Source organism: Streptomyces sp. NPDC057474, assembly GCF_042802555.1.
GTDB lineage: Bacteria > Actinomycetota > Actinomycetes > Streptomycetales > Streptomycetaceae > Streptomyces.
In genome coordinates this window covers 16,005-41,644 of record NZ_JBHVDX010000042.1, presented here as the reverse complement: position 1 = coordinate 41,644, position 25,640 = coordinate 16,005, and the positions used below count along the sequence as shown (strand labels likewise).

The 25,640-nt window shown below is 70.3% G+C and carries 22 protein-coding genes and 2 pseudogenes; 5 read left to right on the top strand and 19 right to left on the bottom strand.

Annotation, left to right across the window (positions count from 1 at the left end; translation table 11 throughout):
* Positions 1-39 precede the first annotated feature (39 nt).
* From ACFU53_RS15195 to ACFU53_RS15120, 16 genes are all read right to left on the bottom strand, one after another.
* Positions 40-1,032 carry a dihydrodipicolinate synthase family protein gene (locus ACFU53_RS15195; protein WP_383991236.1) on the bottom strand — a complete coding sequence of 331 codons (993 nt, stop codon included), beginning with the start codon at positions 1,030-1,032 and terminating at the stop codon, positions 40-42.
* Positions 1,029-2,195 (bottom strand): cupin domain-containing protein, encoded by a 1,167-nt coding sequence (locus ACFU53_RS15190; protein WP_383991233.1) that lies wholly within the window; start codon positions 2,193-2,195, stop codon positions 1,029-1,031. The genes ACFU53_RS15195 and ACFU53_RS15190 overlap by 4 nt, the downstream gene beginning before the upstream one ends.
* Before the next feature lie 21 nt (positions 2,196-2,216).
* On the bottom strand, positions 2,217-3,686 hold the full coding sequence (locus ACFU53_RS15185; RefSeq protein ID WP_383991230.1) for an aldehyde dehydrogenase family protein: 1,470 nt from the start codon (positions 3,684-3,686) through the stop codon (positions 2,217-2,219).
* A 44-nt stretch (positions 3,687-3,730) separates the two neighbouring features.
* Positions 3,731-4,915: a CaiB/BaiF CoA transferase family protein gene (locus ACFU53_RS15180; protein ID WP_383991229.1), complete on the bottom strand. Its 1,185-nt coding sequence runs from the start codon at positions 4,913-4,915 to the stop codon at positions 3,731-3,733.
* Positions 4,896-5,393 (bottom strand): Zn-ribbon domain-containing OB-fold protein, encoded by a 498-nt coding sequence (locus tag ACFU53_RS15175; RefSeq protein ID WP_383991226.1) that lies wholly within the window; start codon positions 5,391-5,393, stop codon positions 4,896-4,898. Before ACFU53_RS15175 ends, ACFU53_RS15180 begins: the two co-directional genes overlap by 20 nt.
* Positions 5,390-6,610, bottom strand: coding sequence for a hypothetical protein (locus tag ACFU53_RS15170; protein WP_383991225.1), 1,221 nt, complete (start codon positions 6,608-6,610; stop codon positions 5,390-5,392). Before ACFU53_RS15170 ends, ACFU53_RS15175 begins: the two co-directional genes overlap by 4 nt.
* 33 nt (positions 6,611-6,643) lie before the next feature.
* Positions 6,644-8,050 carry an amidohydrolase family protein gene (locus tag ACFU53_RS15165; protein WP_383991222.1) on the bottom strand — a complete coding sequence of 469 codons (1,407 nt, stop codon included), beginning with the start codon at positions 8,048-8,050 and terminating at the stop codon, positions 6,644-6,646.
* 74 nt (positions 8,051-8,124) lie between these two features.
* Positions 8,125-8,778, bottom strand: a complete 654-nt coding sequence (locus ACFU53_RS15160) for an MBL fold metallo-hydrolase (protein ID WP_383991220.1) — start codon at positions 8,776-8,778, stop codon at positions 8,125-8,127.
* Positions 8,775-9,860: an S-(hydroxymethyl)mycothiol dehydrogenase gene (locus ACFU53_RS15155; protein WP_383991217.1), complete on the bottom strand. Its 1,086-nt coding sequence runs from the start codon at positions 9,858-9,860 to the stop codon at positions 8,775-8,777. Before ACFU53_RS15155 ends, ACFU53_RS15160 begins: the two co-directional genes overlap by 4 nt.
* 35 nt (positions 9,861-9,895) lie before the next feature.
* A complete protein-coding gene (locus ACFU53_RS15150) occupies positions 9,896-11,107 on the bottom strand; it encodes a cytochrome P450 (protein ID WP_383991214.1) in 1,212 nt (403 codons plus the stop codon).
* Positions 11,108-11,136: 29 nt separating this feature from the next.
* Positions 11,137-12,075: a PDR/VanB family oxidoreductase gene (locus ACFU53_RS15145; RefSeq protein ID WP_383991211.1), complete on the bottom strand. Its 939-nt coding sequence runs from the start codon at positions 12,073-12,075 to the stop codon at positions 11,137-11,139.
* Positions 12,072-12,587 carry an NADPH-dependent FMN reductase gene (locus tag ACFU53_RS15140; protein ID WP_383991208.1) on the bottom strand — a complete coding sequence of 172 codons (516 nt, stop codon included), beginning with the start codon at positions 12,585-12,587 and terminating at the stop codon, positions 12,072-12,074. Before ACFU53_RS15140 ends, ACFU53_RS15145 begins: the two co-directional genes overlap by 4 nt.
* Before the next feature lie 40 nt (positions 12,588-12,627).
* A complete protein-coding gene (locus ACFU53_RS15135) occupies positions 12,628-13,152 on the bottom strand; it encodes a flavin reductase family protein (protein ID WP_383991206.1) in 525 nt (174 codons plus the stop codon).
* On the bottom strand, positions 13,149-14,477 hold the full coding sequence (locus ACFU53_RS15130; protein ID WP_383991204.1) for a flavin monoamine oxidase family protein: 1,329 nt from the start codon (positions 14,475-14,477) through the stop codon (positions 13,149-13,151). Before ACFU53_RS15130 ends, ACFU53_RS15135 begins: the two co-directional genes overlap by 4 nt.
* A gap of 97 nt (positions 14,478-14,574) precedes the next feature.
* Entirely contained in the window at positions 14,575-15,978 is a 1,404-nt protein-coding gene (locus tag ACFU53_RS15125) for an APC family permease (RefSeq protein WP_383991201.1), read from the bottom strand.
* Between the two features lie 229 nt (positions 15,979-16,207).
* Positions 16,208-17,509 (bottom strand): NtaA/DmoA family FMN-dependent monooxygenase, encoded by a 1,302-nt coding sequence (locus tag ACFU53_RS15120; RefSeq protein WP_383991198.1) that lies wholly within the window; start codon positions 17,507-17,509, stop codon positions 16,208-16,210.
* Between the two features lie 289 nt (positions 17,510-17,798).
* Between ACFU53_RS15120 and ACFU53_RS15115 the strand changes: the two genes are divergently transcribed.
* The 5 genes from ACFU53_RS15115 to ACFU53_RS15095 all read left to right on the top strand — a co-directional run bounded on the left by ACFU53_RS15115 (position 17,799) and on the right by ACFU53_RS15095 (position 23,288).
* A complete protein-coding gene (locus ACFU53_RS15115) occupies positions 17,799-18,413 on the top strand; it encodes a TetR/AcrR family transcriptional regulator (protein WP_383991195.1) in 615 nt (204 codons plus the stop codon).
* Positions 18,414-18,559: 146 nt separating this feature from the next.
* Positions 18,560-20,020 carry an aldehyde dehydrogenase gene (locus tag ACFU53_RS15110; protein WP_383991192.1) on the top strand — a complete coding sequence of 487 codons (1,461 nt, stop codon included), beginning with the start codon at positions 18,560-18,562 and terminating at the stop codon, positions 20,018-20,020.
* A gap of 89 nt (positions 20,021-20,109) precedes the next feature.
* Entirely contained in the window at positions 20,110-21,342 is a 1,233-nt protein-coding gene (locus ACFU53_RS15105; RefSeq protein ID WP_383991189.1) for an FAD-dependent monooxygenase, read from the top strand.
* 3 nt (positions 21,343-21,345) lie between these two features.
* Entirely contained in the window at positions 21,346-22,050 is a 705-nt protein-coding gene (locus ACFU53_RS15100; protein ID WP_383991186.1) for a class II aldolase/adducin family protein, read from the top strand.
* Complete coding sequence (locus ACFU53_RS15095) at positions 22,047-23,288, top strand: Nramp family divalent metal transporter (RefSeq protein ID WP_383991183.1); 1,242 nt, start codon at positions 22,047-22,049, stop codon at positions 23,286-23,288. The genes ACFU53_RS15100 and ACFU53_RS15095 overlap by 4 nt, the downstream gene beginning before the upstream one ends.
* 306 nt (positions 23,289-23,594) lie before the next feature.
* On the opposite strand, the pseudogene ACFU53_RS15090 reads toward ACFU53_RS15095, so the two are convergent.
* The 3 genes and pseudogenes from ACFU53_RS15090 to ACFU53_RS15080 form a co-directional block, all read right to left on the bottom strand.
* Positions 23,595-24,221 (bottom strand): annotated as a pseudogene (locus ACFU53_RS15090) (ABC transporter permease).
* A 170-nt stretch (positions 24,222-24,391) separates the two neighbouring features.
* A pseudogene (locus ACFU53_RS15085) lies at positions 24,392-25,218 on the bottom strand (ABC transporter ATP-binding protein).
* Positions 25,211-25,489 carry a hypothetical protein gene (locus ACFU53_RS15080; RefSeq protein WP_383991180.1) on the bottom strand — a complete coding sequence of 93 codons (279 nt, stop codon included), beginning with the start codon at positions 25,487-25,489 and terminating at the stop codon, positions 25,211-25,213. Before ACFU53_RS15080 ends, ACFU53_RS15085 begins: the two are co-directional and overlap by 8 nt.
* Positions 25,490-25,640: the final 151 nt, after the last annotated feature.

Sequence of the window (25,640 nt, the reverse complement as noted above, 5' to 3'; positions counted from 1 at the left end):
GGGAAGGCGTCCTCACTCTGTCGATGTGCTGGTCGGGGTTCAGCCGGTGGTCGGGCTGTCGGCATAGGCCTGGTGCAGGCGGGCCCAGCGGCGGCCGCACTCCCGGCCGCCTTCCAGGTAGGCCTCGGGACACGTGGTGTACGGCGGGCGGGTCGGGCCGGGTGTGAAGTAGCCGGCGGCCTCGAACTCGGCGCGGTCGATCTGGATGTTGTACTTCGAGAACTCCTCGAAGCTGCCGTCGGGGAACAGTGGCTTGGTCGCCTCGGCGATCTCGCCCTGGATATGGGTGGCCCGTGCCCAGTCCTTGGCGAACACGGCGTCGCGGAGGTGCAGCAGCGGGGCGGGCCCGCAGGCCCCGTCGCCGCTCCAGCACGCCACGGTCTCCACGGGGAAGCGGCGGGCAGTGGTGGCCCAGTCCTCGGCCAGCGGCAGCAGCCGGATACGTCCGTCGACCGCCTCCAGGTCCTTGACGTAGCGTTCCCCCATGGCGCCGTAGCCCATGTGCTTGGCCGCCACGAGCTGCGGGATGCGGGCGAGTCCGGCGTACGTGGTGTGCGCGATCTTGCCCTTGAACGCGCTGGGGTTGTCGTAGGCGACCTGCGAGAGGCCGGGCAGTGCCTCGGCGATCGACCGGTGGAACTCGACGATCTGGTCCTCGTCCAGGGCGACCCACATGGGCCGGCCGAGGAAGAGTCCGTCGGCGCCCAGGTCGGCGAGTTTCCGGCCGCGTTCGATGGTGTCGCGGGTGTTGAGGGTGGTGGCTCCGGTGAAGACGGGGACGCGTCCTCGTACGGTGCGGATGACCGTGTCGTTGAAGGCGAGGACCTCGTCGAGAGTGAGGGAGGCGCCCTCGCCGAAGGTGCCGTTGGTCAGCAGGATGTCGACCCCGGCCTCGACCAGGGCGTCGGTCAGCCGCTCGGTCTCGGCGAGGTCGACGGTGTCGCGTGCGTCCCAGCGGTCCGCGCCGGGCAGCGCGGGGGTGGGCAGGATCGCCACCAGGCCGCGGATGTCGTCGGCGGTGTAGCGCGTCATCGCTCCTCCTCGGGGGCGAGCATCGCGTCGGTACGGAAGTGGGGCTTGAGGGGCCTGGCCGGGACGGCCGGGGCGGGATGTGCGGCGACGACAGGCACGGGTTCCTCGTAGAAGAGGCCGAGTGCCGTGAGTGCGGGGATGTCGTGCACCGAGAAGATGCGCAGCGGTTCGTCGCCGTCGTTGAGCAGGCGGTGCCAGGCGAAGTTGGGGACGGCGAATGTGTCGCCGGGCCCGATGTCGAGCGTGTCGTCGCCGACTTCGACGCGACCGTGTCCGCTGACCACGAAGCCGACGCTGCTGGAGGTGCGGCGGTGGCTGAGTCCCTGGAATCCCGGGGGGAGCTGCTGGATCCAGCAGTCCAGGGTGGTCATCGTCGGACCGCCGGTGACGGGGTTGGCGTAGCGCAGGGCGAGGCCGTCATAGGGGTCCTGGGTGGTGTCGCCGTACGCGTCGAGGATCTCGACGACGTCGGCCCACGGGTAGCGGATGGGTAGGCGCTCCAGGCGGGGCCGTTCCCGCACCGGGCGCAGGGACTTGGCGCGCAGGCCCTGCGACTCGCCCATGTGGGGGCGCTGCGGCTGGCTGGCTTCGCCATAGGGCTCGTAGAACGCCTGGTTGAGGCCGAGGGTGAGGCCGAGGTCGAGGACGTCGAGCCAGACCACCTCGTCGTCGGTCGGGTTGTGGTGGTCGTGCCAGGAGAAGCGGGGTGTGATCAGCAGGTCGAAGGTGTCCATGGTGAGCGGTTCGCCGTCGACCGCGGTGAATGCCTCGGGGTTGCCCTCGATGACGAAGCGCAGTGCGGACATGGTGTGCCGGTGCGACCAGCACACCTCCTGCGCCCGCATGATCTGCACTCCGGCGGCCATGGTGTGGGTGGAGCCCGGAGGGCCCTGGGTGATGCCGGGGTTGAGGAAGGTCAGGTTGCAGCGTCCGAGGCCGGCCGGGCCGAGCGTCTCGGACGCCTCGGCGAGCCGGGTGCGGGTGGTCTTCCACGGCCAGACGTGTCCCTTGCCGCGTGGGGTCGGACCGCTGGTGGCGGCCTCCAGGAGCGGTTCGAAGGACCACTGCCCGATCAGGTGGTCCTCGCGGATCGCCTCGTCGAAGCGGCGCAGTTCCTGGTCCGGCGGGTTCTCGGGTGTCTTGGCGCCGGTTGTCTCGGTCATGTGGGTGGCCCTCCCGGGGTCTCAGGCGTAGCTGATGTGGATGTTCTTCGTCTGCGTGTACGACAGGAGTTCGCCGAGGTCCTCCTCGCTGCCGATGCCGCTGTCCTTGACGCCGCCGTACGGGGCGCCGGGGATGTGGCGGGCGACCTGGTTGACCCACACGTAGCCCGCGTCGACGGCCTCGGCGAAGCGGTGGGCGGTGGCGAGGTCGGTGGTGAACACGCTTGCGGTCAGGCCGAAGCGGGTGGCGTTCGCGAGGGCGATCGCCTCTGCCTCTTCGCGGAACCGCAGCACGGACAGGACCGGGCCGAAGATCTCTTCCTGGGCGAGGCGGGATGCGGGGTCCACGTCGGCGAAGACGGCCGGTCGGACGAACAGGCCGGCGGCGAGTTCCCCTTCGGCGACCCGGTCGCCGCCGGTGCAGAGCCGGGCGCCTTCGTCCTTTCCGATCTGCACGTAGTGCAGGACCTTGCGCAACTGCTGGTCATTGACGAGTGCGCCCGTCTGGGAGGCGGGGTCCTCCGGCAGGCCGGGGCGGAGCGCGGCGACGCGCGCGGTGAGCCGTTCCACGAAGGCGTCGTGGATCGAGTCGTGGATCAGGACGCGGGAGAGCGAGCCGCAGGACTGGCCCTGCCAGGTGAAGTTCATCCCGCGTACGGCGGCGTCGACGACCGTGTCGAGGTCGGCGTCCGGGAACACCACGAGGGGGTTCTTTCCGCCGAGTTCCAGGGTCACCGTCTTGACCGACTGTTCGGCGGCCCGGCGCTGGATCGCCAGTCCGGTGTCGATCGAGCCGATGAAGGCGAGGCGGCGTACGGAGGGGTGGGCGACCAGCGCGTCACCGGCCTCGCGCCCGTCTCCGGTCACCACGTTGAGGATGCCGTCGGGCAGGATGTCGGCGGCCAGTTCCCCGAGCCGCAGTGCCGAAAGGCTCGTGTGCTCGCTGGGTTTGAGCACTACGGAGTTGCCGGCGACGAGCGGTGCGGCGATCTTCGAGGCGGCGAACAGCAGGGGGTGGTTGAAGGCGACGAGGCGCCCTACGACGCCGTAGGGGACCCGTCTGGTGTAGGTCAGTTCGCCCGCCGGTGACGGCAGGGTCGTGCCGCTCGTCTGCAGGGCGAGCCCCGCGAAGTAGCGCAGGGCCGCCACGGCACCGTCCGCGTCGCGGCGCATCTCGCTCAGCAGGCTGCCGTTGTCGGCGGTGTCGATGCGGGCGAGTTCGTCGGCGTGCGCGGCCACGGCGTCCGCGAGCCGTCCGACCAGGGCGGCGCGCTCGGTGGGCGCCCGGCGTCGCCAGGCGGGCGCGGCCCCCTCGGCGGCCCGCACGGCCAGGTCGACGTCCTGGGCGGTGGCCGCCGGGAAGGAGCTGATGACCTGTCCGGTGGCGGGGTTGACCGCGTCGATGGTCGCCTTGTCGGCGGCCTGGCGCAGTTCGCCGCCGATCAGCATCGCGTACTCGGCCCGGACCGGTCCTGAGGTGGGGTCCGTCATCGTCGTATCTCCAGTGCCTCGGGTTCGTCGGACTTCTCGCCGGTTCAGATCGCGCCGGTCTCGCGCAGTTCGGCGATGGTGGCCTCGTCGTAGCCGAGGAGATCGCGGTAGACCGCGTCGTTGTGTTCACCGACCGCGGGGCCCGCGTGGTCGATGGCGGCCGGGGTCTCGCTGAAGCGGATCCAGGGGGCGAGCAGCTTGAGCTTGCCCGCCTCCGCGTGCTCGACGTCGACGAAGGCCTGGCGGGCGACGATGTGCTCGTCCTCCAGGATCTGGTCGATCGACAGCACGGGACCGGCCGGCACCTTCTGCTCGCGCAGGATGTCGAACAGTTCGCGCGCCGTGAACTGCCTCATCCAGTCACCCACCGTGCGTTGGAGGAGCTTGAGGTTCTCGCGGCGTTCGGCGGTGGTGGCGAAGCGCGGGTCCTCGATCGCCTCGGGGTGCCCGAGGGCGGTGGAGTAGCGGCGGAACAGGTCGTCGGTCAGGTCGGGCAGATGGGTGGCCACATGGCCGTCCTTCGCCTCCATGTAGGCACCGGCGGGGCCCATGCCCTCGAAGTGCTCGTGGAAGGCGCTGACCATGAAGCCCATCAGGGCCTCCTGCATCGACACCTCGATCTTCTGGCCCTGGCCGGTCTGCGTCCGGTGGTAGAGAGCGGCGAGGATGCCCAGCGCCATGGAGACGCCGGCGGCCTCGTCGCCGGGGCCGAACACCTGGGTGCCGGGGGCTTTGGACAGACCCCAGGACGCGTTGGCCCAGCCGCTCATCGCCATCGCGATGGTCGCGAAGGACCGCAGGTCGGCGTACGGTCCGCTCTCGCCATAGCCCTTCGAGGAGGCGTAGATCAGCTGAGGGTTGTGTTGGCGCAGCGCCTCGTAACCGAAGCCGAGGCGGTCCATGACGCCGGTGGAGAAGTTCTCCACGACGACATCCGACTGGCGCACCAGGTCCAGGAAGACCTCGCGGCCGCGCTCGTTCTTGAGGTTCAGGGTGACGCACTTCTTGTTCGCGTTCACCACGAGGAACTCGTAGCCGTCGTGGTCGGCGTCCACCGGCATCCACGCGTGGCGGAACCGGTCGGGGCTCTCGCGCTGTTCGACCTTGATGACCTCGGCGCCCATGTGTGCGAGCAGCATGGTGGCGAACGGGCCGTTCAGGACGTGGGAGAGGTCGAGGATCCGGATCCCGTCGAGGGGTCCGGTGGTGTCAGGCGGCATCGAGGTCATGGCGGGGCTCCTTCTGCGCGGGTGCGGGTGCGGGTGCGGGTGTGGATTCGTGGTCGAGGGTGAAGGCGGGCAGGACCAGGCCGGGACGTACGGCGGTGAAGCGCACGGAGACGCGTGCGCCGACGGCCGCGTGCCGCCACTCGCCTTCCTGGAGCTTGGAGGTGAGGACCATCTCCCCTTCGGTGCCGTCAAGTTCGACGTGCACGATGGCGAGGGGCAACTCGTCGGCGAAGGCCGGGCCGAGGGGCCGGTGGACGACCACATGGCCCACGATCCGGCCTGTACCGGGCAACCGCTCCCACACGGGGGCCGGGGTGTGACACTCGGGGCAGTACTCGCGCGGCGGCCAGCGCCAGGTGCCGCAGCCTCCGCACCGCTGGCCGACCAGCTCGCCCTGGACGCAGGCGCTCCAGAACGGCTCGCTGTCGGCGTCCGTGACGGGGGCCGGGTGTGCGAACGCGGCTTCGGTGCCGGTCATGCGGCCCTCCTGAGAATGAGCGCGCTGTCGCCGGACTCGGCGCCCACGAGGGCGAGTTCGGGATCGCGGACCTGGCGGCAGTGGTCACGGTCGTGGTCGTGGGCGCCGTCGCAGTGGTCGTCGCGGACGCCGTCGGCGCGCAGCTGCTGGACGGCCTCGATGATGTGGCCGAGGCCCGCCAGGTTGCCTTCGTTCAGGTGGCCACCGTTGGTGTTGACCGGGAGACGTCCGTCGAGGGCGAGTTCGCCGTCACGGACGCATGCGGGGGCCCGCCCGGCCGGGGTCAGGCCGAACTGCTCGATGTGCAGCAGGGCCATCCCGGTGAAGGGGTCGTACAGCTCGGCCAGATCCAGGTCGGCCGGGGTGACCCCGGCGTTCTCGTACAGGGAAGGGGCCAGGGTCAGGGCGTTGAGTGCCCACCGGTCGCGGCCGGTGCGGGCCTTGACGGGGGTGGCGAGGCTGCCGCCCGCCATGGCTCGGATGGTGACCGGCGTCTGGGCAAGACGGCGGGCGTCGGCGGTGGCGGAGACCACGACCGCCATGCCGCCGTCGTTCCAGATGCTGCAGTCCAGCCGCCGGAAGGGGTGGACGATCCAGGGCGACGACTGGTGGTCGTCGACCGAGATCGGTTCGGTCATCATCGCCTTGCGGTTCAGCGCGGCGTTCGCCCGCTGCTGTACCGCGAGGGGCGCGAAGTCCCGGTTGTCGATGCCGTAGTGGTCCATGTAGGCGGACACGTACGGTCCGTACAGGGTGGCCGCGTGGGTGGCGCCGAACGGCTCGCTCCACTGCCGCTGCCCCGAAGGCCAGAGGTCGGTGCTGGCCGGGGGCGGCGGCCCGGACCGGGAGTTCGCGGCCCGGTAGACCAGGACGTGACGGCACATCCCGGCATGCACGGCCATCGCGGCGGCGGCGATCGCGGCACAGGCCCAGGCGCCGCCGCCGCTGTCGCAGAACGACATGCGACATGAGGTCAGGCCCAGCCCCGCGACCAGTTCGGCGGGGGCGGGAGTGTCACGCTGCCCCCAGTAGAACGTGATCAGGCCGTCGATGTCGGTGGTCTCCAGGCCCGCGTCCGCGACGGCGGCGAGACCCGCCTCGGTTGCCAGCGCCGACGCGCTGCGGCCGCTGTTCTTGCTGAGGGCCGTCCAGCCGACTCCGGTGATGGCGGTCCGGTCCCTGATGTCGTGCATGGTGTGGAGACTGGCTCCGCTCATCTCGCAACTCCCTTGTCACAGCGCGGGATCGGCTCAGCTGGCGAGGTTGTGCGCCATCCACCCGGGGAATCCGGCCAGCTGCTCGGGGGTCGGCGGGACCGCGGTGGCGAATCGGTGGGCCATGCGCTCCTGAACCTCGCGGGAGGAGTCCTCCAGCCGACGCAGCAGAGCGTCGAGGTCGACGCCGACGAGCCGGCCGTCCTTTTTCACGGCCCTGCCGGCGACGAGGACCGTGTCGATCTGACCCGGGCTGACCTGGAAGATCAGCTGCCCGACGGGATCGTTGACGGGACGGACGCCGATGTGCCGACCGCCGACGACGATGAGGTCGGCCTGCTTGCCCGGGGTGAGGGTGCCGGTCCGGTCGGCCAGGCCCAGTGCCTCGGCGCCGTTGACCGTGGCCCACTCCAGGGCCTCGGCAACGGTCGGGGTGGGCACCTGGACATCGCCGCCCCGCAGGTTCAGGGGCTCCGCCTCGGCCCAGCGGGTGTAGGCGAGGGCCTGCCGGGTGGGGGTGAGGACGTCGCCGCTGTTGAGGGAGACGACGTCGACGCCGATGGTGGGCTTGAGTCCGTGGCGGATCACGTTGTTGATGGCCAACTTGCCCGCCCCCATGTTGAGTTCGCTCTCCGGCGTCGACGACACCTTCACGCCGGCGGACGCCGCGAGCTTCCAGTCCTCCTCGCTCAGGGTGTTGGCATGGACGAGGACCGTCCGCTCGTCGAGCACTCCGGCCGCCGACAGCTCCGCGATGCCGGTGGGGTTGGTCCAGACGGCCCCCACGTGCACGGTGGCCAGGGCCCCGTGCTCGTCGGCGAGCTGCTTCTGCGCCTTGTTGAGGGAGACCGGCGCCAGGCCGATCTCCGACAGCGCCGCACCGAGCGTCAGCAGGCCGCTGCCGGAGAAGCGTCCGGCGGCGATCCGCGCGAAGTCGGCCGGCCGGTCGTAGGTCGGCGGTGCGAAGAGCTCGGTCTGTCCGAGTCCGTAGGCGAATACGCCCCTGATGCCGGCCTCCTGGAGACCGTCGACCACGGCGTCGGCATGCTCCGGGGAGTTGGTGACGTGTGCGTAGTCGAGGACGGTGGTGACTCCGCCGGCGAGTGCTTCGAGAGCGCCGACGAGGGTGCCGAGGCGTGCGTCGTCCGCGGTGTACGAGGGCACGGCGGTGGGCCACCAGCCCTGGATGTACTGCTGAAGCGACATGTCGGAGCAGCAGCCGCGCAGCTGGGTCTGCCAGGTGTGCCGGTGGGTGTCGACGGTGCCGGGGGCGATGATGCCGCCCTCGGCGTCGATGACCTCGGTGTCGGTCACTCCGAGATCGCGGCCGACAGCGGCGATGACGCCGTCCTCGATGAGGACTTCGCCGTCGGAGATGACACCGAGTTCCCGGTCTGCGGTGATCACGTGGCCGCCGCGGACGAGTGTGCGCTGAATTGCCATGTTCAGGTCTCCTGAGGTGAGTCGGGGCAAGAAAAAGGAGGGGGAGGGGGAAGGCAGTCCGGAGCAGGGCGCCCCTACTTCCGCCCGAGGATCCAGTCCTGGAGGTGTGGTGCCTGCGTGCCGATCGTCGTGTCGTCGCCGTGCCCGGCGTGGACCGTCGTCCCGGCCGGCAGGGTGAACAGCTGGTCGCGGATCGACCGGAGGATGGTGGGGCGGTGCGAGTGAACGTGGTGGGTGGCTCCCGGCCCGTCGGCGAAGAGGGTGCCGCCTGTAAACACCGCGGCCGCTTCAGGCGCGTACAGGCACACCGAACCCCAGGTGTGGCCGGGGGTACGCAGGACGGTCAGCTCGGTCCCGGCGACGGTGAGTCTGCCGCGGTCGGTCAGGTAGCCGTCGGGCGGGCGGTCGGCGTGGGTCTCGTGCCACAGGCGCTCGTCGCTGACGTGCACGAGGACGGGGGCGCCGGTCAGGTCCGCGAGGGCGGGCGCGGCGTCGATGTGGTCGTTGTGGGCGTGAGTGCACACGATCGCGGTGACCGTGCGGCCCGCGACAGCGGTGGCGACCGGACCGGCGTCGTGCGCCGCGTCGATGACGAGGACCTCCCGGTTGTCACCGACGAGCCATACGTTGTTCTCGACCTCGCAGGTCTCGCCGTCGAGGGAGAACGTGCCCCGCGTGACAACACGTTCGATACGCAGGCCGGTCAGCAGGTGGACCACGCCGCTCACAGGACCACCACCGAACGCAGTACCTCGCCCTTGTGCATCCGGGTGAAGGCGTCCTCGACATCCTCCAGGGTGATGGTCTCGGTCACGAACGCGTCGAGGTCGAGCCGGCCCTGCAGGTAGAGATCGATGAGCATCGGGAAGTCGCGGGACGGCAGACAGTCGCCGTACCAGGACGACTTGAGCGTGCCGCCTCGCCCGAACACGTCCTGGAGCGGGAGATCGAGTCGCGTCTTTGGCGCCGGCACTCCGACCAGGACCACGGTGCCCGCCAGATCCCGTGCGTAGAAGGCCTGCTCGTACGTCTCCGGACGACCGACAGCGTCGATCACGACATCCGCGCCGAACCCGCCGGTCAGCTCGCGTACGGCCTCGACCGGGTCGGTGGAGCGGGAGTTGACGGTGTGCGTGGCGCCGAGTGCGCGTGCAGTCCGTAGCTTGTCGTCGTCGATGTCGACCGCGATGATCTTCGCGGCCCCGGCGAGCCGGGCGCCGACGACGGAGGCGTTGCCCACGCCGCCGCAGCCGATGACGGCCACGGAGTCGCCGCGGCTCACACCACCGGTGTTGACGGCGGCGCCGAGCCCGGCCATCACACCGCACCCGAGCAGTCCCGCCGCGGCCGGCGAGGCGGCCGGGTCGACCTTGGTGCACTGGCCGGCGGCGACGAGCGTCTTCTCGGCGAACGCGCCGATGCCCAGCGCCGGCGACAGCTCGGTGCCGTCGGCGAGAGTCATCCTCTGCTTCGCGTTGTGGGTGTCGAAGCAGTACTGGGGCCGGCCGCGCAGACAGGCACGGCACTGCCCGCACACCGCACGCCAGTTGAGGATCACGAAGTCGCCCGGCGCCACTTCGGTGACGCCCTCGCCGACCGACTCGACGATCCCCGCCGCCTCGTGTCCCAGCAGGAATGGGAAGTCGTCGCCGATCCCTCCCTCTCGGTAGTGCAGATCCGTGTGGCAGACCCCGCACGCCTGCACTCTGACCACGGCTTCGCCGGGTCCGGGATCCGGGACCATGATCTGTTCCACCTGCACGGGCTCGCCCTTGGCCCGGGCCACCACGCCGTACACACGTTGGGACATGCCGTTGATTCCTCTCGTTCGTACGGGCGCCGGGTTCACGCGGTGTGCAGGCGGACGGGCAGGGAGTGCCAGGCGCGCAGGGTGTTGTTGAGGTGGCGCCGCGGCGCGCCGGCCGGTTCGATCCGCTCGACGCGGCGGGCCAGTGCGGTGAGCAGCGCCTCGGCCTCCAGGCGGGCCACGTGCTGGCCCACGCACTGATGGATGCCCATGCCGAAGCCGACGTGGCCGGAGGGGTCTCGGGTGAGATCGAACCGGTCGGGATCGTTCCAGCGCGCGGGGTCGCGGTTGGCGGACCCGAGGAACATCAGGATCTTCGTCCCCTTGGGTATGAGGGTTCCTCCGATCTCCACGTCGGCGGTCGCCGTGCGGAAGAAGGTCTGCACCGGGGACTGCCAGCGGACCGCCTCGTCGAACGCCACACGTGCCAGCTGGGGCCGAGCACGGAGCAGCCGCCACTGGTCGGGGTGGGTGGAGAAGGCATACAGCGCGGCGGCGAGGCCGTGCACCGTCGTGTCCACACCGGCGGTGAGCAGGGAGCGCACCACCAGCGGGGCCTGGTCGTGGGTCAGGTCTCCCCGGTCGGCGGCGGCCCAGATGCGGGCGCCGAATCCGTCGTCGGTCAGGGCCTCGCGGGCGCACTGCGCGTCCACCCACTCCGTCAGACCGGCGACCCGGTGGGCATCCGCCGTCACCAGTTCGTTGACCGGTCCGAAGGCGTTGAACGCCAGGTTGCCGTATGGCAGCAGATTCTCCCTGCCGTCCGGCCCCAGTCCCACGGCGTCCGGGAAGACCTTCAAGGGAAAGGCCTGCGCGAGAACCCGCACCGCGTCGCACTCGGCAGCACCGGACAGCACTTCGTCGACGACGGACTCGGCTGCGGTGGCCCACTGCTCACGCAGTCGCCGCAGAGCGGGCGGGGCGAGCAACTCGCGCAGGACCCGGCGGGGGGCGTCATGGTGCGGAGGGTCGGCTTCCAGCAGCAGACTCGGCCGGCGCCACGGCTTCTCACGGCGGAAGTCGGCGAGGCCCACCCCGGCTCCGGACTCGAAGTGCTGCCAGTCCGTCAGGGCGGCCTGCACCTCGGCGTGGCGGCCGAGACCGTACACGTCGTAGCGCGTGAGGCGGACGACGGGCCCGGCCTCGCGCAGCACCTGGTGCAGCGGTTCGGGGTGCGCGAGGACGTCGGGGGCGAACGGGTCAACATCCAGACCCGGCAGTTTCGCCGCGGTGTTCGTGGCGGTGGACATGGTGGCTCCAGGGAGTTGTGAGCGCGGTGTCACAGGTCCAGGACGAGGCGGTCGTCGAGAGCGCGGGAGACACACGGCAACATGCAGTCGCCCGCGGCGCGTTCGTGGTCGGCGAGGATCGTGTCCCGGTGGTCGGGCCTCCCGGCCAGGACCGGGGTGAGGCAGGTTCCGCAGGTGCCCTGCTCGCACGAAGAGAGCACCTCGGCGCCGGCGGCGCGCACGGCGTCGAGCACGGAGACGTCGGGAGTCACGGTCACCCGGCGTCCGGTGCGCCGCAGTTCGACCTCGAAGGGCCCGTCACGGACAGGAGCGCTGAGTTCGGCGGCGAACCTTTCGGTGCGCAGCGCGTACGCGGGCCAGGGCGCGCAGGCCGCCTCCACCGCCGTGAGCAGCGGCGCCGGGCCGCAGCAGTAGACCTTGGTGTCGGTGCACGGTGTGCCGAGCCACGCGGCCAGGTCGAGCAGCCCTTCCTCGTCCTGCGGAACGATGTGGACACGCTTGCCGTACGTCTCCAGCTCGTCGCGAAAGGCCATGGAGCTGCGAGAGCGGCCGCCGTACAGCAACTGCCATTCTGCTCCCATGAGTTCGACCTGGTGGAGCATCGGCAGCAACGGTGTGATACCGATCCCGCCCGCGATGAACAGGTACTTCTCCGAGGGCACCAGGGGGAAATGGTTCCGTGGCCCGCCCACACCGACCCGGTCTCCGGGACGCAACTCGTCGTGGACGTACGCCGATCCGCCGCGGCTCCGCGGTTCGCGCAGCACCGCGACGCGGTAACCGTGGGCGTCCCAGCGGTCCCCGCACAGCGAGTACTGCCGGACCGTACCCTCGGGCAGGACGAGATCGATGTGGGAGCCCGGCGTCCAGTCGGGCAACCGGCTGCCTTCGGGGTGCGCCAGGGTGAGCGACACGACCCCGTGGGCCACGTCCTGCTTGTCGGCCACTTCGAGCGCTACGGCGGTCATCGCGAAGCGGTTTCGGTCAGCGCGCGCACGACCGGAGCCCAGCGCTCGGCGTAGGCGTCGAGCTGAGGGCCGTCGGCGTACGCGGAGTCCAGCAGGTAGAGACCGGGCAGGGCGCAGGTGCCGCCCAGCTCGGACAGGACCGGCTTGAGCGTCAGCTCCGGAGCGAGTGCGTGAGCGGGACCCGCGCCGAGCATGAGCGGGACGCTGACGACATCCCGCAGTCCCGTACCGCCGGCGAACTGGTCTAGGAAGAGCTTGAGCAGACCGGTGTAGGTGGCTTTGAAGGTGGGGCTGGCGAAGACGACGAGGGACGACTCCTGCACGGTACGTATCGCCTTGCCGACGGCCTCGTCCCCCCAGCCGAGCAGACCGGGGCCGAGCTCCACGAGATCGATGGTGTGGTCGGCGCCGGTGCCGGGCGCACGGCCCGTGAGCTTCTCGGCGAGCAGGGTCGCGGCGACCAGGGTGCGGGAAGCGGGCTTGGGGTTGCCCACGACGACGGTGACGGTCACTGCTGCTCCTTGAAGGGTGGGATCGATGGGGGCGTCTTGTTCACGCCGCCGGGGCGGCGAGCGCGGTGAGGGAGTGGAAGCCGCTGGCGTGGAAGACCAGTGGCGGAACACCGGCCCGCACCCGCATCGCCTCGACCTGCAGCAGGACCAGGTCGTGATCGCCGGCCGGGACGATCTCGTGGATCGAACAGTCCAGCCAGGCAACGGCGTCGGGAATCAGCACGGCGCCGTCGTCCGTCACGGTCACATCGAGGCCGGCGAACCGGTCACCGGTCTTCGAGGCGAGCCTTCGGCAGGTGGCGCCCTGCCCGTCGCCGAGCACGGACAGGCCCAGGCGCGGCCGGTCGACGAGCAGCGGCCAGGTTGTCGAGGAGTGCTGGACGCAGACCGACACCAGGGGAGGATCGAGCGAGACGGGCACAAAGGAACTGGCGGCGAATCCGACGGGGTTGCCGTCGCGCAGGGCGCAGACCGCGGTCACGCCGGTGGGGAATGTTCCGTAGGCCGCCCTCAGCCCGGCGGGGTCCGCAGGGTCGGGCGCCGTCATGGCGGGGATGATGGTCACGATGTCTCCTTCTCCTTCTCCAGCGCGGTGCTGATCTCCCGGGCGGCGCGGCGTCCGCTCTCCAGGGCCCCGTCGATGTAGCCGGCCCAGCCGGAGGCGTAGTCGCCGCCCGCGAGACGGACCCGGCCCTCGGGGCGCTGGAGTTCGGCGAGTGCGTGTTCGAGGTGGCCGGGGCGGGCCATGAACCAGGTCTCGCCGGAGAGCGGGTCGGCGGTCCAGTCGTGCGCGTCGACGGCGGTGATCTCGATCTCCGGCCGCCACTGGCGTACGGCGGCCTGTACGGCGTGTACGTCGGTGACGTCGAGCTTGGCCGAGTGCGGGCCGAAGGCGAGCAGGATGGTGTCGCCGTCCTGCTCGTACTCGGTGCCGGCCATCGTGAGCGGGTAGTCGTCCGAGGCGAAGGCGATGAAGGGGCGGATACGGCCGCGGGCGCGCATCCACACCTTGACTCCGCTGGACACCTGCCCGCGCTCGCCGGCCGCCTGTTTGCCCGGGGAGAGCGGGGGGTGTACGTCGATGGCGTCGAGGATGTTGAGCGGCAGGGTGAGTACGACGTGCCGGGCGGTGATCCGGCTGCCGTCGGCACAGACCACCTCGACGCCGTGTGCGTCGTGATGCACGGCGGTGACGGTGACGCCCAGCCGCACGTCCGCGGTCGATCCCCGGTGCACCGCTTCCAGCAGTCGGCCGGTGCCCCCGGCCACGGTGTAGGCGCGGTTGGCCTCGCTCATCATGCGCCAGTCGCCGCCGCACAGGGCCGCCAGGCGCAGGGCCTGCGCCCAGGAACCCTCGTCGGGTGAGCCGTTGAACGACAACGTCCAGCGGCTGCGGGCGACTTCGGTCTCCTCCGGGGTGAGGCCGAGCTGCTCCAGACGGCGGGTCAGTGGAGTGCGGTCGGCCTCGCGGGCGAGTTCGGTGAGCGGCAGCGGGCGGTGTGGCTGCGGGAAGGCCTCGCGCGCCAGTCCGGTCAGGCCGTCCATGCCGGGAACGACGTGCCGTGTGTACTCCTCCATTCCGGCGCGGTGCACCTCCCCGCCCGCGAGCCAGTAGATTTCTTCCACTCCCGGGCTGGGTTCCAGTTCGAGTCCGGCCGCCGTCATCTCGGCCCAGACGTGCGGCTGAAGCCAGTGGACGAAGGTTCCGCCGAGTTCGAGGGGACGGCCGAGGGGGCTCTCGCGGAACCAGGTGCGGCCGCCGAGCCGGTCCCGGGCCTCCAGGAGTACGACTCGGGCTCCGCTCCGGCTGAGGTCCCGCGCGGCGGCGACCCCTGCGAAGCCTCCGCCGACGATGACGACGTCGGTGTCCGGCGTGGGCTGTTCCTTCAAGGTGTGCTTCCTTTTCTACTGGTGGCCTGGGGCGGGGCCGACGGCCCCTGCCGGGGTACAGCGGTGCCGTGCTCCGGCAGGCGGCTGATGCGGCCTGCTACACCTCGGCGGTCGAGGGCCGCGCGCGCCGCGCGGCCAGGGACGCGAGCCAGAGCACCGCGATCGCGCCGAGCGCGATCCACGGCATGGCCCGCAGCGAGCTGCCGGACTGCTGATCGGCCAGGGAGTAGACCGCGGTGGCGGTGGTGGTGACCGCGCTCAGCAGGGACAGGGCGCCGAACAGGAGGTCGCGGTTGCGCACGGCGTGGACGATCCCCGCGACGGCGATGAGCACGTAGGCGGTGAACCAGGCGTAGGAGAGCATCGCGGCGGCGGACAGGAAGATCGTGAAGATGGGCCGTTGGCCGATGGTGAGGAAGGCGACGAGGATGCCCGTGGCCAGTCCGGTGAGCAGGAGCATGGCCCGCGCGGGTGTGCTGTGCCGGGCGTCGATCGCGGCGAGGGATCTCGGCAGCAAGCCGCTCTCGGCCGCGGTGGCGGCGACCCGGCCGGCCTCGCTGAGGTAGACGAGGACGACGCTGAGCAGTGTGACGAACATGAGCAGGTCGAGGACCGAGCCCAGGGCCGTGACGTGGCCGGCCTCGGAGAGGATGTAGAGCGGAGAACTGCCCTGAAGAAGCTCGTCCGAGTGCTCCATCATGATCGGGAGGGTGAGGAAGACCCCGAGGGTGGACGCGACACCGAGGGTGGCGACAACGGTGACCAGCAGGCGCGGGATGGTGCGCCGCGGGTCTTGCGTCTCCTTCGCCAGGGCGGTGAATCCCTCGAAGCCGGCGTAGATGCCGAAGGCCATCACGGTGGCCTGCGTGAAGGTGCCCGCGTCGAATCCCTGCAGGGCGAACTGCGGGCCGGGGTCGACGCCGTGCCGGGCGATCGCGGCGACCATGATGACCACGACGAACGGCAGGCTGGACCAGCCCAGGATCACTGCGGAGTTGACGGAGAGGGCGATCCCCCGCCTGCTCAGGAAGAACCCGGCGGCCAGCAGGGCCGTGCCGAGCAGCGCTTCCAGAGCACCGCCGGTGACGTCGAGACCGATGCCCCGCAGGAAGCTGAAGAGGAAGACCAGGGAGATCGACGCCGTCAGGACCAGCGCGGCGACGTACCCGACGAGCAGCGCCGCGCCCGTGAGCGCGCCTGCTCGGGGACCTGCTTCGATGCCGACGTACGACATCAGGGAGCCCGTGGCCAGGTGCCGTCGGGCGAAGCGCACGACGACCAGGGCGATCAGCAGGGCCATGGCCGAGCCGAGGAGCATCGCGAGCCAGGAACTCCAGCCGGAGACCAGGGCCATCTTGCCGCCCTCGCCAGACATGACGCTCGGGAGAGCGAGGCCGGACAGGCCGAAGAAGAGCGCCTTGCGCGGGGAGATCACGCCGGCGCGCAGCTCGGAGCGGGCTGGTGCTGCGGCGGTGGGTGGTTGGGTGTCGGAGGTTGTCATCGCGGGCCTTCCACAGAACGTGAGCGAGTGGGGCGACAGGACAACGTGGGGGGTGGATCGAGGAGCGGAGAGACTTTCGGGCAGCACGGAGCACGCCGCGGTATGTGCGGCCGGGACCACGGGCTGGGGGTGGCAGGGCGTGCGGGCTGTTCGGTCGGAACGACCGTCGACATCAGGAGGCGGGCTTCGGCGTTGCCGTCGTGGCGGCTGGGCGGCGACGGCCGCCGGTTCAGAAGGCGAAGAGGTTCTCGCGCAGGGTTGTGCCGGAGTAGGAGGTGCGGACGGCCCCCAGCTTCTGCAGGGCGGGGACGACGCCGTCGAGGATGGCGTCGGTGTGTGCCGCGTTGGCGTTTTGGGTGGCCATGATGATGTAGCCGTCGCCGCCGACCTGTTCCATGACGTCGGCGAGATTGTCGGCCACACGGTCGGCGGTGCCGGTGACGCCCAGTTCGTCGTCGCCGAGGCAGACGTCGATGATCGCGTCACGCAGGCTGATGCCCTGGCGGCCCTTGGCCTTGATGGAGTCCAGCATGCTGGTCGTGCCGTTGGCGTGGACGTCGTCGGGCAGCGGTCGGTCCAGGTCGTACCGGAAGAGGTCCACACCGATGTGTGCGGCGTGTTTTCCGAGCATGGAGGCCAGTTCGGTCTCGGTCACGGCGTCGCGTGGGTCGCGTCCGTCCTCGGTGACATGGAGGTGTGTGGCGTACATGATGCGGCATTCGGACGGATCGCGACCGAAGCTCTTCATCCGGGCGTGGATGTCCTCGCGGAAGGCCTTCATCGCTTGGATGCCGCCGATGGTCGTCGCCATGATCAGCTCGGCGTTGCGCGCGGCGAAGTCCCGGCCGGTGGGTGAGCCTCCGGCCTGCGCGAGTACGGGGGTGCGCTGCGGCGAGGGCATCGAGTTGAGCGGCCCGCGGACCTTGAAGTGCTTGCCGATGTGGTTGATCTCGTGGACCTTCGCGGGGTCGACGTGCACACGGTGGTCGTAGTCGCGCAGTACTGCCCCGTCCTCCCAGGAGTCCCACAATGCGCGGGCGACGTCCACGAACTCCTGGGCCCGCTCATAGCGTTCGGCGGGCGGTGGCAGGGCGTCGAGTCCGTAGTTGTGAGCGGACTCCTCCTCGCTGGAGGTCACGACGTTCCAGCCGGCGCGGCCCCGGCTCAGGCCGTCGATCGTGCTGTAGAGCCGGGCCAGGAGATAGGGCGGATAGAGAGTGGTCGACCCGGTCGCGATGAGCCCCAGCCGACTGGTGACGGCCGAGAGGTAACTGAGCAGCGCCACCGGATCATTCTTCGGCGTACTCAGGCTGTTGGTCAGGTCGGTGGCCATGGAGCCGCCGAGCGTGCGCGAGACACCACTGGTGTCCTCGAAGAAGAGGAAGTCGAAACAGGCCTCCTCGACGCGCCGGGCCAGGCGGGCATGGTATTCGCCGCTCCACCAGTCCTCGCCGTGTGCCCGGTCGGTGGCGGCATGCCAGGCCGGTGGCGAGAATGAGCTGAAGAAGCCGAGGTGAAACTTCTTGGTCATGAGTGATGCCCTCCTGGAAGAGGAACGGGGGCACAGTTGTCGCCATGGTGCGGGGGACGCTCCGCCGCCGTCGGCATGTGCGTCATCGTGCGCCCCACTCGACAAACATTGCAAGTGCCTTGTTTGGTTTTTCTCGAAAGCGGGCGCCGGCACCCCGCCGACTCCACCACCTGCCGCGAACAGAACTCGCCACACCGCGCGATCGCCTGTCGTCGCCACGCATAAGGTGATCCAGGGGAAGGTGCGACCGTGCCTTTCCGGGCCGACCGGACGAAGGAGCCGCACACCCATGGCCACGGGCAGCAAGAGGAGCGAGCAGGCGAAGCCGTCGTACGGCGAGGGCCGCCAAGCCCTGGTCAGGGCCGCCATCAGGCTGGTCGCCCGGGACGGTCTGGCGAAGTTGACTTACCGCTCACTGACCGCGGAGGCGGGCGTCAGTCAGGGCAGCCTGCGCCATCACTTCCCCAACCTGAATGCAGTGCTGGAAGCCTCCCTGGAGCTGTGCCTGGAGACGACCCAGTCGTACCTGCGAAAGCCCAGCGGATCCTTCGAGGACCTCTTCGCGCATTTGGCCACCTCGCTCCGGGAGCACCCGGAGATCCCCGCCTTCCAGACAGAGGTGTTCGTCGGAGCTCGCCACGAGCCGGACCTGAAGGAGTTGGCCTTGCGTCACCAGGAGGCCTACCGGGAGCGCACCCGCACGGCGCTGGCCGACGCGGGACTCCCGTACGACGAGGATCTCGTCGAGATCCTCGTCGCGATCGCCGAGGGCATCGTCTATCAGCGCGTGGTGTTCGGCGCCGACCGAGCCCATGCGACGGACCGTCAGATCGCCGGATCCCGCAGACTGCTCTCGGCCCTGACCGCCGCCCTGACCGAACCCGCGGGACATCAGGGAGGCTGACCGGCCGACCGCCGCCGGTCCCGCGCAACCCCGACGGGCAGGTTACGCTGACCCCTTGCCGCCAAACATTGCAAACGCTATGTTCCGACCTGAGGCGGCAGCAGCCTCAACCGGAGGCACTGCCCGTATACGCCGGGAGTAGGAACATGACCATCACCGTGCGCGACACCCTCCTGATCGGCGGCGAGTGGCGCAAGCCGTCGGCCGGCGACCGGATCCAGGTCGTCTCCCCCTCCACCGAAAACGTCCTGGGCCAGGTGCCCGACGCAGGCGCTGACGACGTGGACATGGCGGTCGGCGCCGCGCGCGAGGCCTTCGATCACGGTCCGTGGCGCCGGATGCCGCTCCAAGAGCGAGTCACCCTCCTGGAGCGCGCCCTCGACGCCCTCGAACCACAGCTGCCGTCGATCGCCGAGCTGGTGACAGCGGAGATGGGACTGCCCAGCGCGATCGCCGCGAAGAAGATCCCCGGCGCACCCGCCGCCGGTCGCCTCTTCCTGCGGACGGCACTCGAAATCCCGGAGAGCGAGGTGCTGCAGACCCCCTACGGGCCGACGGCGGTGCTGCGCGAACCTGTGGGTGTCGTAGCCGCCATCGCCCCCTGGAACAGCCCCTTCAACATGGCCGTCACGAAGATCGTCCCGGCCCTCGTCACCGGCTGCAGCGTCGTGTACAAGCCCGCGCCGGAGACCCCGTTGGACGTCTTCCCACTGGCCGAGGCCCTCACCGCGGCCGGCCTTCCCCCTGGAGTCCTCAACCTCGTCACCGGAGGAACGAGCACGGGACAGGCCCTGGTGGCTCACCCCGGAGTGGACAAGGTGAGCTTCACCGGCTCCACCGCGGCGGGCCGGCACATCGCCCGCACCTGCGCCGACCGTTTCACCCGGCTGCAGCTCGAACTCGGCGGCAAGTCCGCCGCGATCGTCCTGGCCGATGCGGACCCCGCGACCGTGGTACGGGGCATCGCCATGGGCTCGTTCGGCAACACCGGGCAGACCTGTTCCGCCTACAGCCGGATCCTTGTCCCGGCCCACCAGTACGACCAGTGGCTCGAGGCCGTGACGGCCGCGGCACAGTCCTTCACCGTCGGAGACCCCCGCGACCCGGCCACCACCATGGGTCCGCTGGTCTCGGCGGCACAGCGTGACCGCGTCCTCGGCTACATCTCCGTGGGGAAGGCGGAGGGCGCGCGGCTGGTCTGCGGCGGCGGAGCCCCGGAAGGTCTCGAACGCGGCTACTACGTACAACCCACGGTCTTCGCCTGCGACGACAACTCCCTGCGGATCTGCCAGGAAGAGATCTTCGGCCCCGTCGCCGTGGTCCTGCCCTACACCGACCTGGAACAAGCCCTGCGCATCGCCGAGGACTCCCCCTACGGCCTGCATGGAGCGGTCTTCACGCAGGACCCCCAGGCCGCGGCGCAGGTGACCCGCTCGGTGCGCACCGGCACCTTCAGTGTCAATTCCTTCGTCCACAACACCCACGCGCCGTTCGGCGGCATGAAGGCCTCCGGCATCGGCCGTGAACTGGGACGCGCCGGGATCGAGGCCTTCCACGAACTCAGGACCGTCAACCTGACGCCGGAGACCGCGCCTCTCTTCGGCTGACTCTTCCTCCCGGCTCCGAGAATCGGCGGGCTCTGCCCCGCGCTCCGAGGTTCGGCCGCGCCTGCCCGCACTCCGAGAAAGGCCCCTCCATGCCCGAAACACTTCCGATCGCCGTGGTCGGCGGCGGCCTCGGCGGACTCACCACCGCCGCGGCCCTGAGCCGGTACGGATTCGAGGTCCATGTCTTCGAACAGGCGACCAGACTGGGGGAGGTCGGCGCGGGCATCAACATCAGCCCGCAGGCCACCAAGGCGCTGACGGCGATGGGCCTCGGCCCGGCGCTCGCCGCCGCGGGGACGGCGGCGACCGGCCAGATCCAACGGTCCATGTACACGGGCGAGCAGCTGGCCGAGACGGCGTTCACCGACGACGACCATCCCACCGGACGCTTCGGGGCCCCGTACTACGTCTTTCACCGTGCCGACCTGCTCGACACCCTGGTCCGGGCGCTCGATCCCGCCCGGCTCCACCTCGGCCACCGGTGCAGCGACCTGGTCGAGCACGCGGACGGCGTGACCCTCCGCTTCGAGAACGGCACCGCCTTCCGGGCGGGCCTGGTCATCGGCGCGGACGGCATCCACTCCCGGGTCCGCCAGTACCTGTACGGAACCGACGAGGCGCGGTTCACCGGTCAGATGGTGTGGCGGGCTCTGCTCGACGGGCGCTCTCTGCCCGAAGGCATCCTGGGCCGACACGGCTTCATCGGCTGGATCGGCAAGGGCTGCCACATCATGACCTACTACCTGCGGGGCAGGGAGGTCATCAACATCACCACCCAGTCCGACGCTGACTCATGGGTGGAGGAGGGCTGGTCCGTGCCTGGTGACCCGGACCGGATGCGAGCCTGTTTCCCCGGCGCCGCACCGGAGTTGCAGCTTCTGCTCGATTCGGTCACCCAGTGCTCCAAGTGGGGACTGTTCGGCCGCGAGCCCTCCACCGACTGGGGGCACGACCGCATCCAGCTGATCGGGGACGCAGCCCATCCGATGCTCCCCAACGCCGGCCAGGGTGCCGCCCAGGCCTTCGAGGATGCCTACGCCCTCGCGCGCTGGCTGAACGCCGGCCGCGATGATCCCCTGGCAGCCCTGGCAGGCTTCCGCGACGTACGTATCCCGCGCGCCCATGCCGTCCAGCGACAGTCCCTCGCCAACAGCCGTTTGGTGCACGCCGGAGACTGGGAGCGGCGGCAGGAACTGTTCCGGGCGCGTGAGCGCGGCGGAGACACCCCGCTCGGCATGAACTGGATCTACGGCTACGAACCCGAGGCGGAGTGGAACGTCCGGCGTGAGTACCCGCTGTCGGCCGCGCCTGTGTCGGGCTGACCGATGGCGGAACGTCAACTTGCCGTAGAGGTCGCCCTGGCGTCCCGAGCCCTCGCCGCCGCAGGCCTGTCCGATCTGGTGTGGGGTCATGTGTCACTGCGCGACCCGGAGGGCCGCGGCCTATGGATGAAGGCGTCCGGCTGGGGGTTCGAGGAAGTGAGTCCCAGCCGTGTCCTGCTGGTCTCTCCCGAGGGCGCCGTCCAGAACGGAACGGGCAGGCCACACCTGGAAACCCCCATCCACACCGAGATCATGGCCGCCCGCCCGGACGTCGGCGCCGTGGTGCACACTCACGGCCGAGCGGCAACGGCCTTCGCATCCCTCGGCGTTCCGCTCCTGCCGCTCTCCCACGATGCGGTGCCCTTCGTCACCCCCGACGTTCCGCGCTACCCCTCGGGTCGGCTGGTGAGCGACCACGCCCAGGGCGCCCGTCTCGCCGCCGCCCTCGGCGCCGGAGCGGGTTGCCTCATGGCCGGACATGGCCTGGTCACCGTCGGCACGGACCTCGCCGAGGCGGTGATGTACGCGGTGCTGCTGGACCGCGCCTGCCGAACCCACCTCGACGCCCTCGCCGCCGGGGGACCTGCCATGTGGTCGGACCCGGCCGAGGTCGCGCAGAAGCGCGAGGAGACCTGGTCCCCCCACCAGCTGCGGGCCGGCTACGCGTATCTGTGCCGTCTGGCCGAGACGAAAGGAGGATTGCGATGAGCCAGTCCCTCACCGCGCAACCGGGCGCCGTGCCACGCCGGTCCGTCCGCGCCCGCACCCTGCTCGGACCCGCGTGCGTCGCCGCGATCGCGTACGTCGACCCGGGGAACTTCGCCACGGGTGTGGAGAGCGGCACCCGCTACGGATACCTGCTGCTGTGGGTCGTCGTGACGGCGAGCGCGATGGCGGTCCTGCTCCAGTACCTCTCCGCCAAACTCGGTGCCTCCACCGGCCGCAGTCTGCCCGAGGTGTGCCGGGAGCGGTACCCCCGCCCCGTCGTCTGGGGTCTGTGGCTTCAGGCCGAAGTGGTCATCGTGATGACGGACCTCGCCGAACTCATCGGCGGCGCCATCGCCTTGCACCTGCTCTTCGGTCTTCCCCTGCTGCCCGGCGCCCTCCTGGTGACCATCGCCTCGTTCGTCCTGCTCGCCATTCGCTCGATCCGCACCCGGCGTTTCGAAGCTGTGCTGATGATGATGCTGGCAATCGTGGCGGGAGTCTTCGTTCTCCTGACCCTGCGAGCGGGCCCCGCGCCCGGCGCCGTTGCCTCCGGGCTCGTCCCCCGATTCGACGGCGACCAGAGCCTGCTCCTGGCTACTGGCATCGTGGGAGCCACCGTGATGCCGCACGCGGTCTATCTGCACTCCGCCCTGGCAGGCGAAGGCCGGTACCGCACCCGGGGAATGCACCGCTCCGTGGTGCTGCGCGCCCTGCGGATCGATCTGGGCCTCGCGATGGGAGTCGCCGCGGTGGCGAACACGGCGATGCTGGTGGCCGCTGCCGCGACACTGCACGGCTCGGGCGCGAAGCCCACCCTGCACGGCGCGTACGAGCAGTTCACCGTGTCATGGGCGCCGGCCGCCGCCCTCTTCGCCATCGCCCTGCTCATCTCGGGCCTCGCCTCGACCAGCGTCGGGGTCTACGCCGGGGAGGTGGTGATGCAAGGCTTTCTACGCCGCCGTGTCCCGGCCATCCTGCGCAGATCGCTCGCCCTCACGATCGCCCTCGCCCTGTTCACCGTGGGCATGGACCCGACCCAAGCCCTGGTCCTCAGCCAGGTGACGCTGTCATTCGGCATCCCCTTCGCCCTCGTACCGCTGGTGCTCCTCACACGACGGCGCGACGTCATGGGCCCCTGGGTGAACCGCCCTCTGACCACCGCGCTTTCAGGAATGGCGAGCCTTGTCGTCATCACCCTGAACGCGCTGTTGCTCAGCCTTGCTCTGAGCACTGGTTGAGCCCTCGCAGTCAACCGGCGGGGCAACAAGGTCACCATTGAGGGCCAGTAGGAAGTTCGCGCCGTGTGTATCAAGAGTCCGACCGCCGTTGCGTCCGGCAGTCTGTCATGAAGGGTGCACGACGGCTCGCCCCGGCAGTGTTGGGTGGCCGGCATCCTTCACGCACGACGAGGTGGGCGCCGCCACCTGGCGGCGCCCTCCACAGGACCGCTGGTCAGGAACTGACCAACGACCGACTCACCGATCCACTGCGCGCGAACGACCGACGGCTTGCCCGGGGGCGTGGCCACTGCTTCCCCCGAGGCGTCACTCCCGCGCTGTCCGAGGAAGCCAGCCGTTGACGCGGCGGTCGGCCCACTGGACGAGTCCGACAGCGCCGAGGGCCACGAGGACGACGGCGAGCAGTACGGCCAGGACGCTCTCGCTGTCGAAGCGGCCTCCCGCCTGGGTGAGGACCCGGCCGAGGCCCACGACGGCGATGAACATCTCACCGTTGATCATTCCGGTGACCGCGCGGCCGACGCCGAGGCGGATACCGGCCATGGCCAGCGGCAGGGCGGCCGGGACGACGACCTTCACCAGGAGTTGCCGCTCGCCCGCCCCGTAGAGGCGGCCCATCTCGGTCAGCTACTCGGGGACCGCCCGTACCGCGGACGCGGTGCTGATCACGATGATGAACAGCGAGTACATGACCACGACGGCCACGATCGAGGCCCGACCCGGGCCGAACAGCGAGAAGAAGACCGGGGCGAACACCAGGGACGGAGCCGTGAGCAGGGCGTACATGTAGACGCCGAGCGCGGCGTCCACTCGGCGGTAGCGGCCCATCAGCACACCGAGCGTCAGCCCCAGGACCAGGGAGATCGCGAACCCGAGGACGAGGTTGGTGAGGCTGGAGGCCAGACTGCTCAGGATCAGCCCGTCCAGGGTCATCTCCCACAGCCTGGCGACGACGGCACTCGCCGGCGGGAGGAAGGCCGCGTCGGCGGAGCGCGCGACCGCTTCCCAGAGGACCGCCCCTGCCAGCAGTCCGACCAGCGGGGGAGGCACCGCGACGCGCGGCATCCTTCGTACGGTGGTGCGGGCCGCCGGGGCCGTGGTGGTCATCCGGCCACCTCCTGGGCGGACGCGGCCGCTGCCGCGGCGCGGGCGGACGTGCGGTGGTCGGGGTGCATGGTGCGCAGGCTCTCCCAGAGCCGCGAGGTGATCGCGGTGAACTCCGGCGACTGTTCGAGGCCCCCGACGTCGGCCGAGCGGGGCCGTGGGATGTCGACGGGGATGATCTCGGCGATGCGGCCGGGGCGCGGACTCATGAGGACGACCCGGTCCCCGAGCAGTACGGCCTCCTCCATGCTGTGGGTGATGAAGACGACCGTCAGCCGCCGGCGCTCCCAGATCGACAGCAGCTCCTCCTGGAGGATGCGCCGGGTCTGCTCGTCGAGCGCGCCGAACGGCTCGTCCATCAGCAGGACGTTCGGCTCGACGGCCAGTGCCCTGGCCAGACCGACCCGCTGCTGCATGCCGCCGGACGCTCGCCGGGAAGCCTCGACTCGAATCCGCCGAGACCGACCAGTTCGATCAGTTCGCGGGCCTTCGCGTGCCGGACCGTCCGGCTCTCCCCACGGAGCTCGAGGCCGAAGGCGACGTTGTCCAGCACCGTGGCCCAGGGCAGCAGCGCGAAGTTCTGGAAGACCATGGCCCGGTCGGGGCCCGGACGGCGTACGGGCTCCCCGTCGACGACGATGTCGCCCTCGTCCCAGTCGATGAGGCCGGCGATCGCGCGCAGCAGGGTCGTCTTGCCGCATCCGCTGGGACCCAGGACGGTGAGGAACTCGTTGTCCCCGACCGTAAGGTTGACGTCGCTGAGGGCGTGAACCTCGCTGCCTTCACGGCCGGTGAACTTCTTGGTGACGCCTCGAATCTCAATCACGTGTGCTCCTTGCGGCTTTCCTGGGGGCGGCCCACGGCGTGGCTCTGCGTTCGGCCCAGCGGGCGGCGGCGATCAGCGCGAGCGCTTCGACGAGAATGACGACGATGGTCGCGTACAGCTTGGGCGCCTCGAAAAGGCTGCGGTACTCGAGGATGAATTCCGTTACCCGGACCGCTGGATCGACCGGCTTCGCACCTGATCTCTGAACCCGGAACGGGCGGTACCTCGCTTCCTGGATGCAGTTGCTGCTCCATACCTGGCCGACTCCCACTCCGGTTCAGACCGCAAGCCCGGTTCCCGCCCCCGGTGTACCGACTCCACCGCTCAGCATCCCGGCACCCACGGCTGACGGCGTGCGTGCCCGGTGCCGAGCTGCCGGCACGCAGTTGACCACAACGCCCTGTCCTCGTGCGCCGCACGAG

Bases quoted from the DNA above. Each gene is read 5' to 3' on its own strand.
- ACFU53_RS15195 (WP_383991236.1), bottom strand. From the start codon at position 1,032: ATGACGCGCTACACCGCCGACGACATCCGCGGCCTGGTGGCGATCCTG.
- ACFU53_RS15190 (WP_383991233.1), bottom strand. From the start codon at position 2,195: ATGACCGAGACAACCGGCGCCAAGACACCCGAGAACCCGCCGGACCAG.
- ACFU53_RS15185 (WP_383991230.1), bottom strand. From the start codon at position 3,686: ATGACGGACCCCACCTCAGGACCGGTCCGGGCCGAGTACGCGATGCTG.
- ACFU53_RS15180 (WP_383991229.1), bottom strand. From the start codon at position 4,915: ATGACCTCGATGCCGCCTGACACCACCGGACCCCTCGACGGGATCCGG.
- ACFU53_RS15175 (WP_383991226.1), bottom strand. From the start codon at position 5,393: ATGACCGGCACCGAAGCCGCGTTCGCACACCCGGCCCCCGTCACGGAC.
- ACFU53_RS15170 (WP_383991225.1), bottom strand. From the start codon at position 6,610: ATGAGCGGAGCCAGTCTCCACACCATGCACGACATCAGGGACCGGACC.
- ACFU53_RS15165 (WP_383991222.1), bottom strand. From the start codon at position 8,050: ATGGCAATTCAGCGCACACTCGTCCGCGGCGGCCACGTGATCACCGCA.
- ACFU53_RS15155 (WP_383991217.1), bottom strand. From the start codon at position 9,860: ATGTCCCAACGTGTGTACGGCGTGGTGGCCCGGGCCAAGGGCGAGCCC.
- ACFU53_RS15150 (WP_383991214.1), bottom strand. From the start codon at position 11,107: ATGTCCACCGCCACGAACACCGCGGCGAAACTGCCGGGTCTGGATGTT.
- ACFU53_RS15145 (WP_383991211.1), bottom strand. From the start codon at position 12,075: ATGACCGCCGTAGCGCTCGAAGTGGCCGACAAGCAGGACGTGGCCCAC.
- ACFU53_RS15125 (WP_383991201.1), bottom strand. From the start codon at position 15,978: ATGACAACCTCCGACACCCAACCACCCACCGCCGCAGCACCAGCCCGC.
- ACFU53_RS15120 (WP_383991198.1), bottom strand. From the start codon at position 17,509: ATGACCAAGAAGTTTCACCTCGGCTTCTTCAGCTCATTCTCGCCACCG.
- ACFU53_RS15115 (WP_383991195.1), top strand. From the start codon at position 17,799: ATGGCCACGGGCAGCAAGAGGAGCGAGCAGGCGAAGCCGTCGTACGGC.
- ACFU53_RS15110 (WP_383991192.1), top strand. From the start codon at position 18,560: ATGACCATCACCGTGCGCGACACCCTCCTGATCGGCGGCGAGTGGCGC.
- ACFU53_RS15105 (WP_383991189.1), top strand. From the start codon at position 20,110: ATGCCCGAAACACTTCCGATCGCCGTGGTCGGCGGCGGCCTCGGCGGA.
- ACFU53_RS15100 (WP_383991186.1), top strand. From the start codon at position 21,346: ATGGCGGAACGTCAACTTGCCGTAGAGGTCGCCCTGGCGTCCCGAGCC.
- ACFU53_RS15095 (WP_383991183.1), top strand. From the start codon at position 22,047: ATGAGCCAGTCCCTCACCGCGCAACCGGGCGCCGTGCCACGCCGGTCC.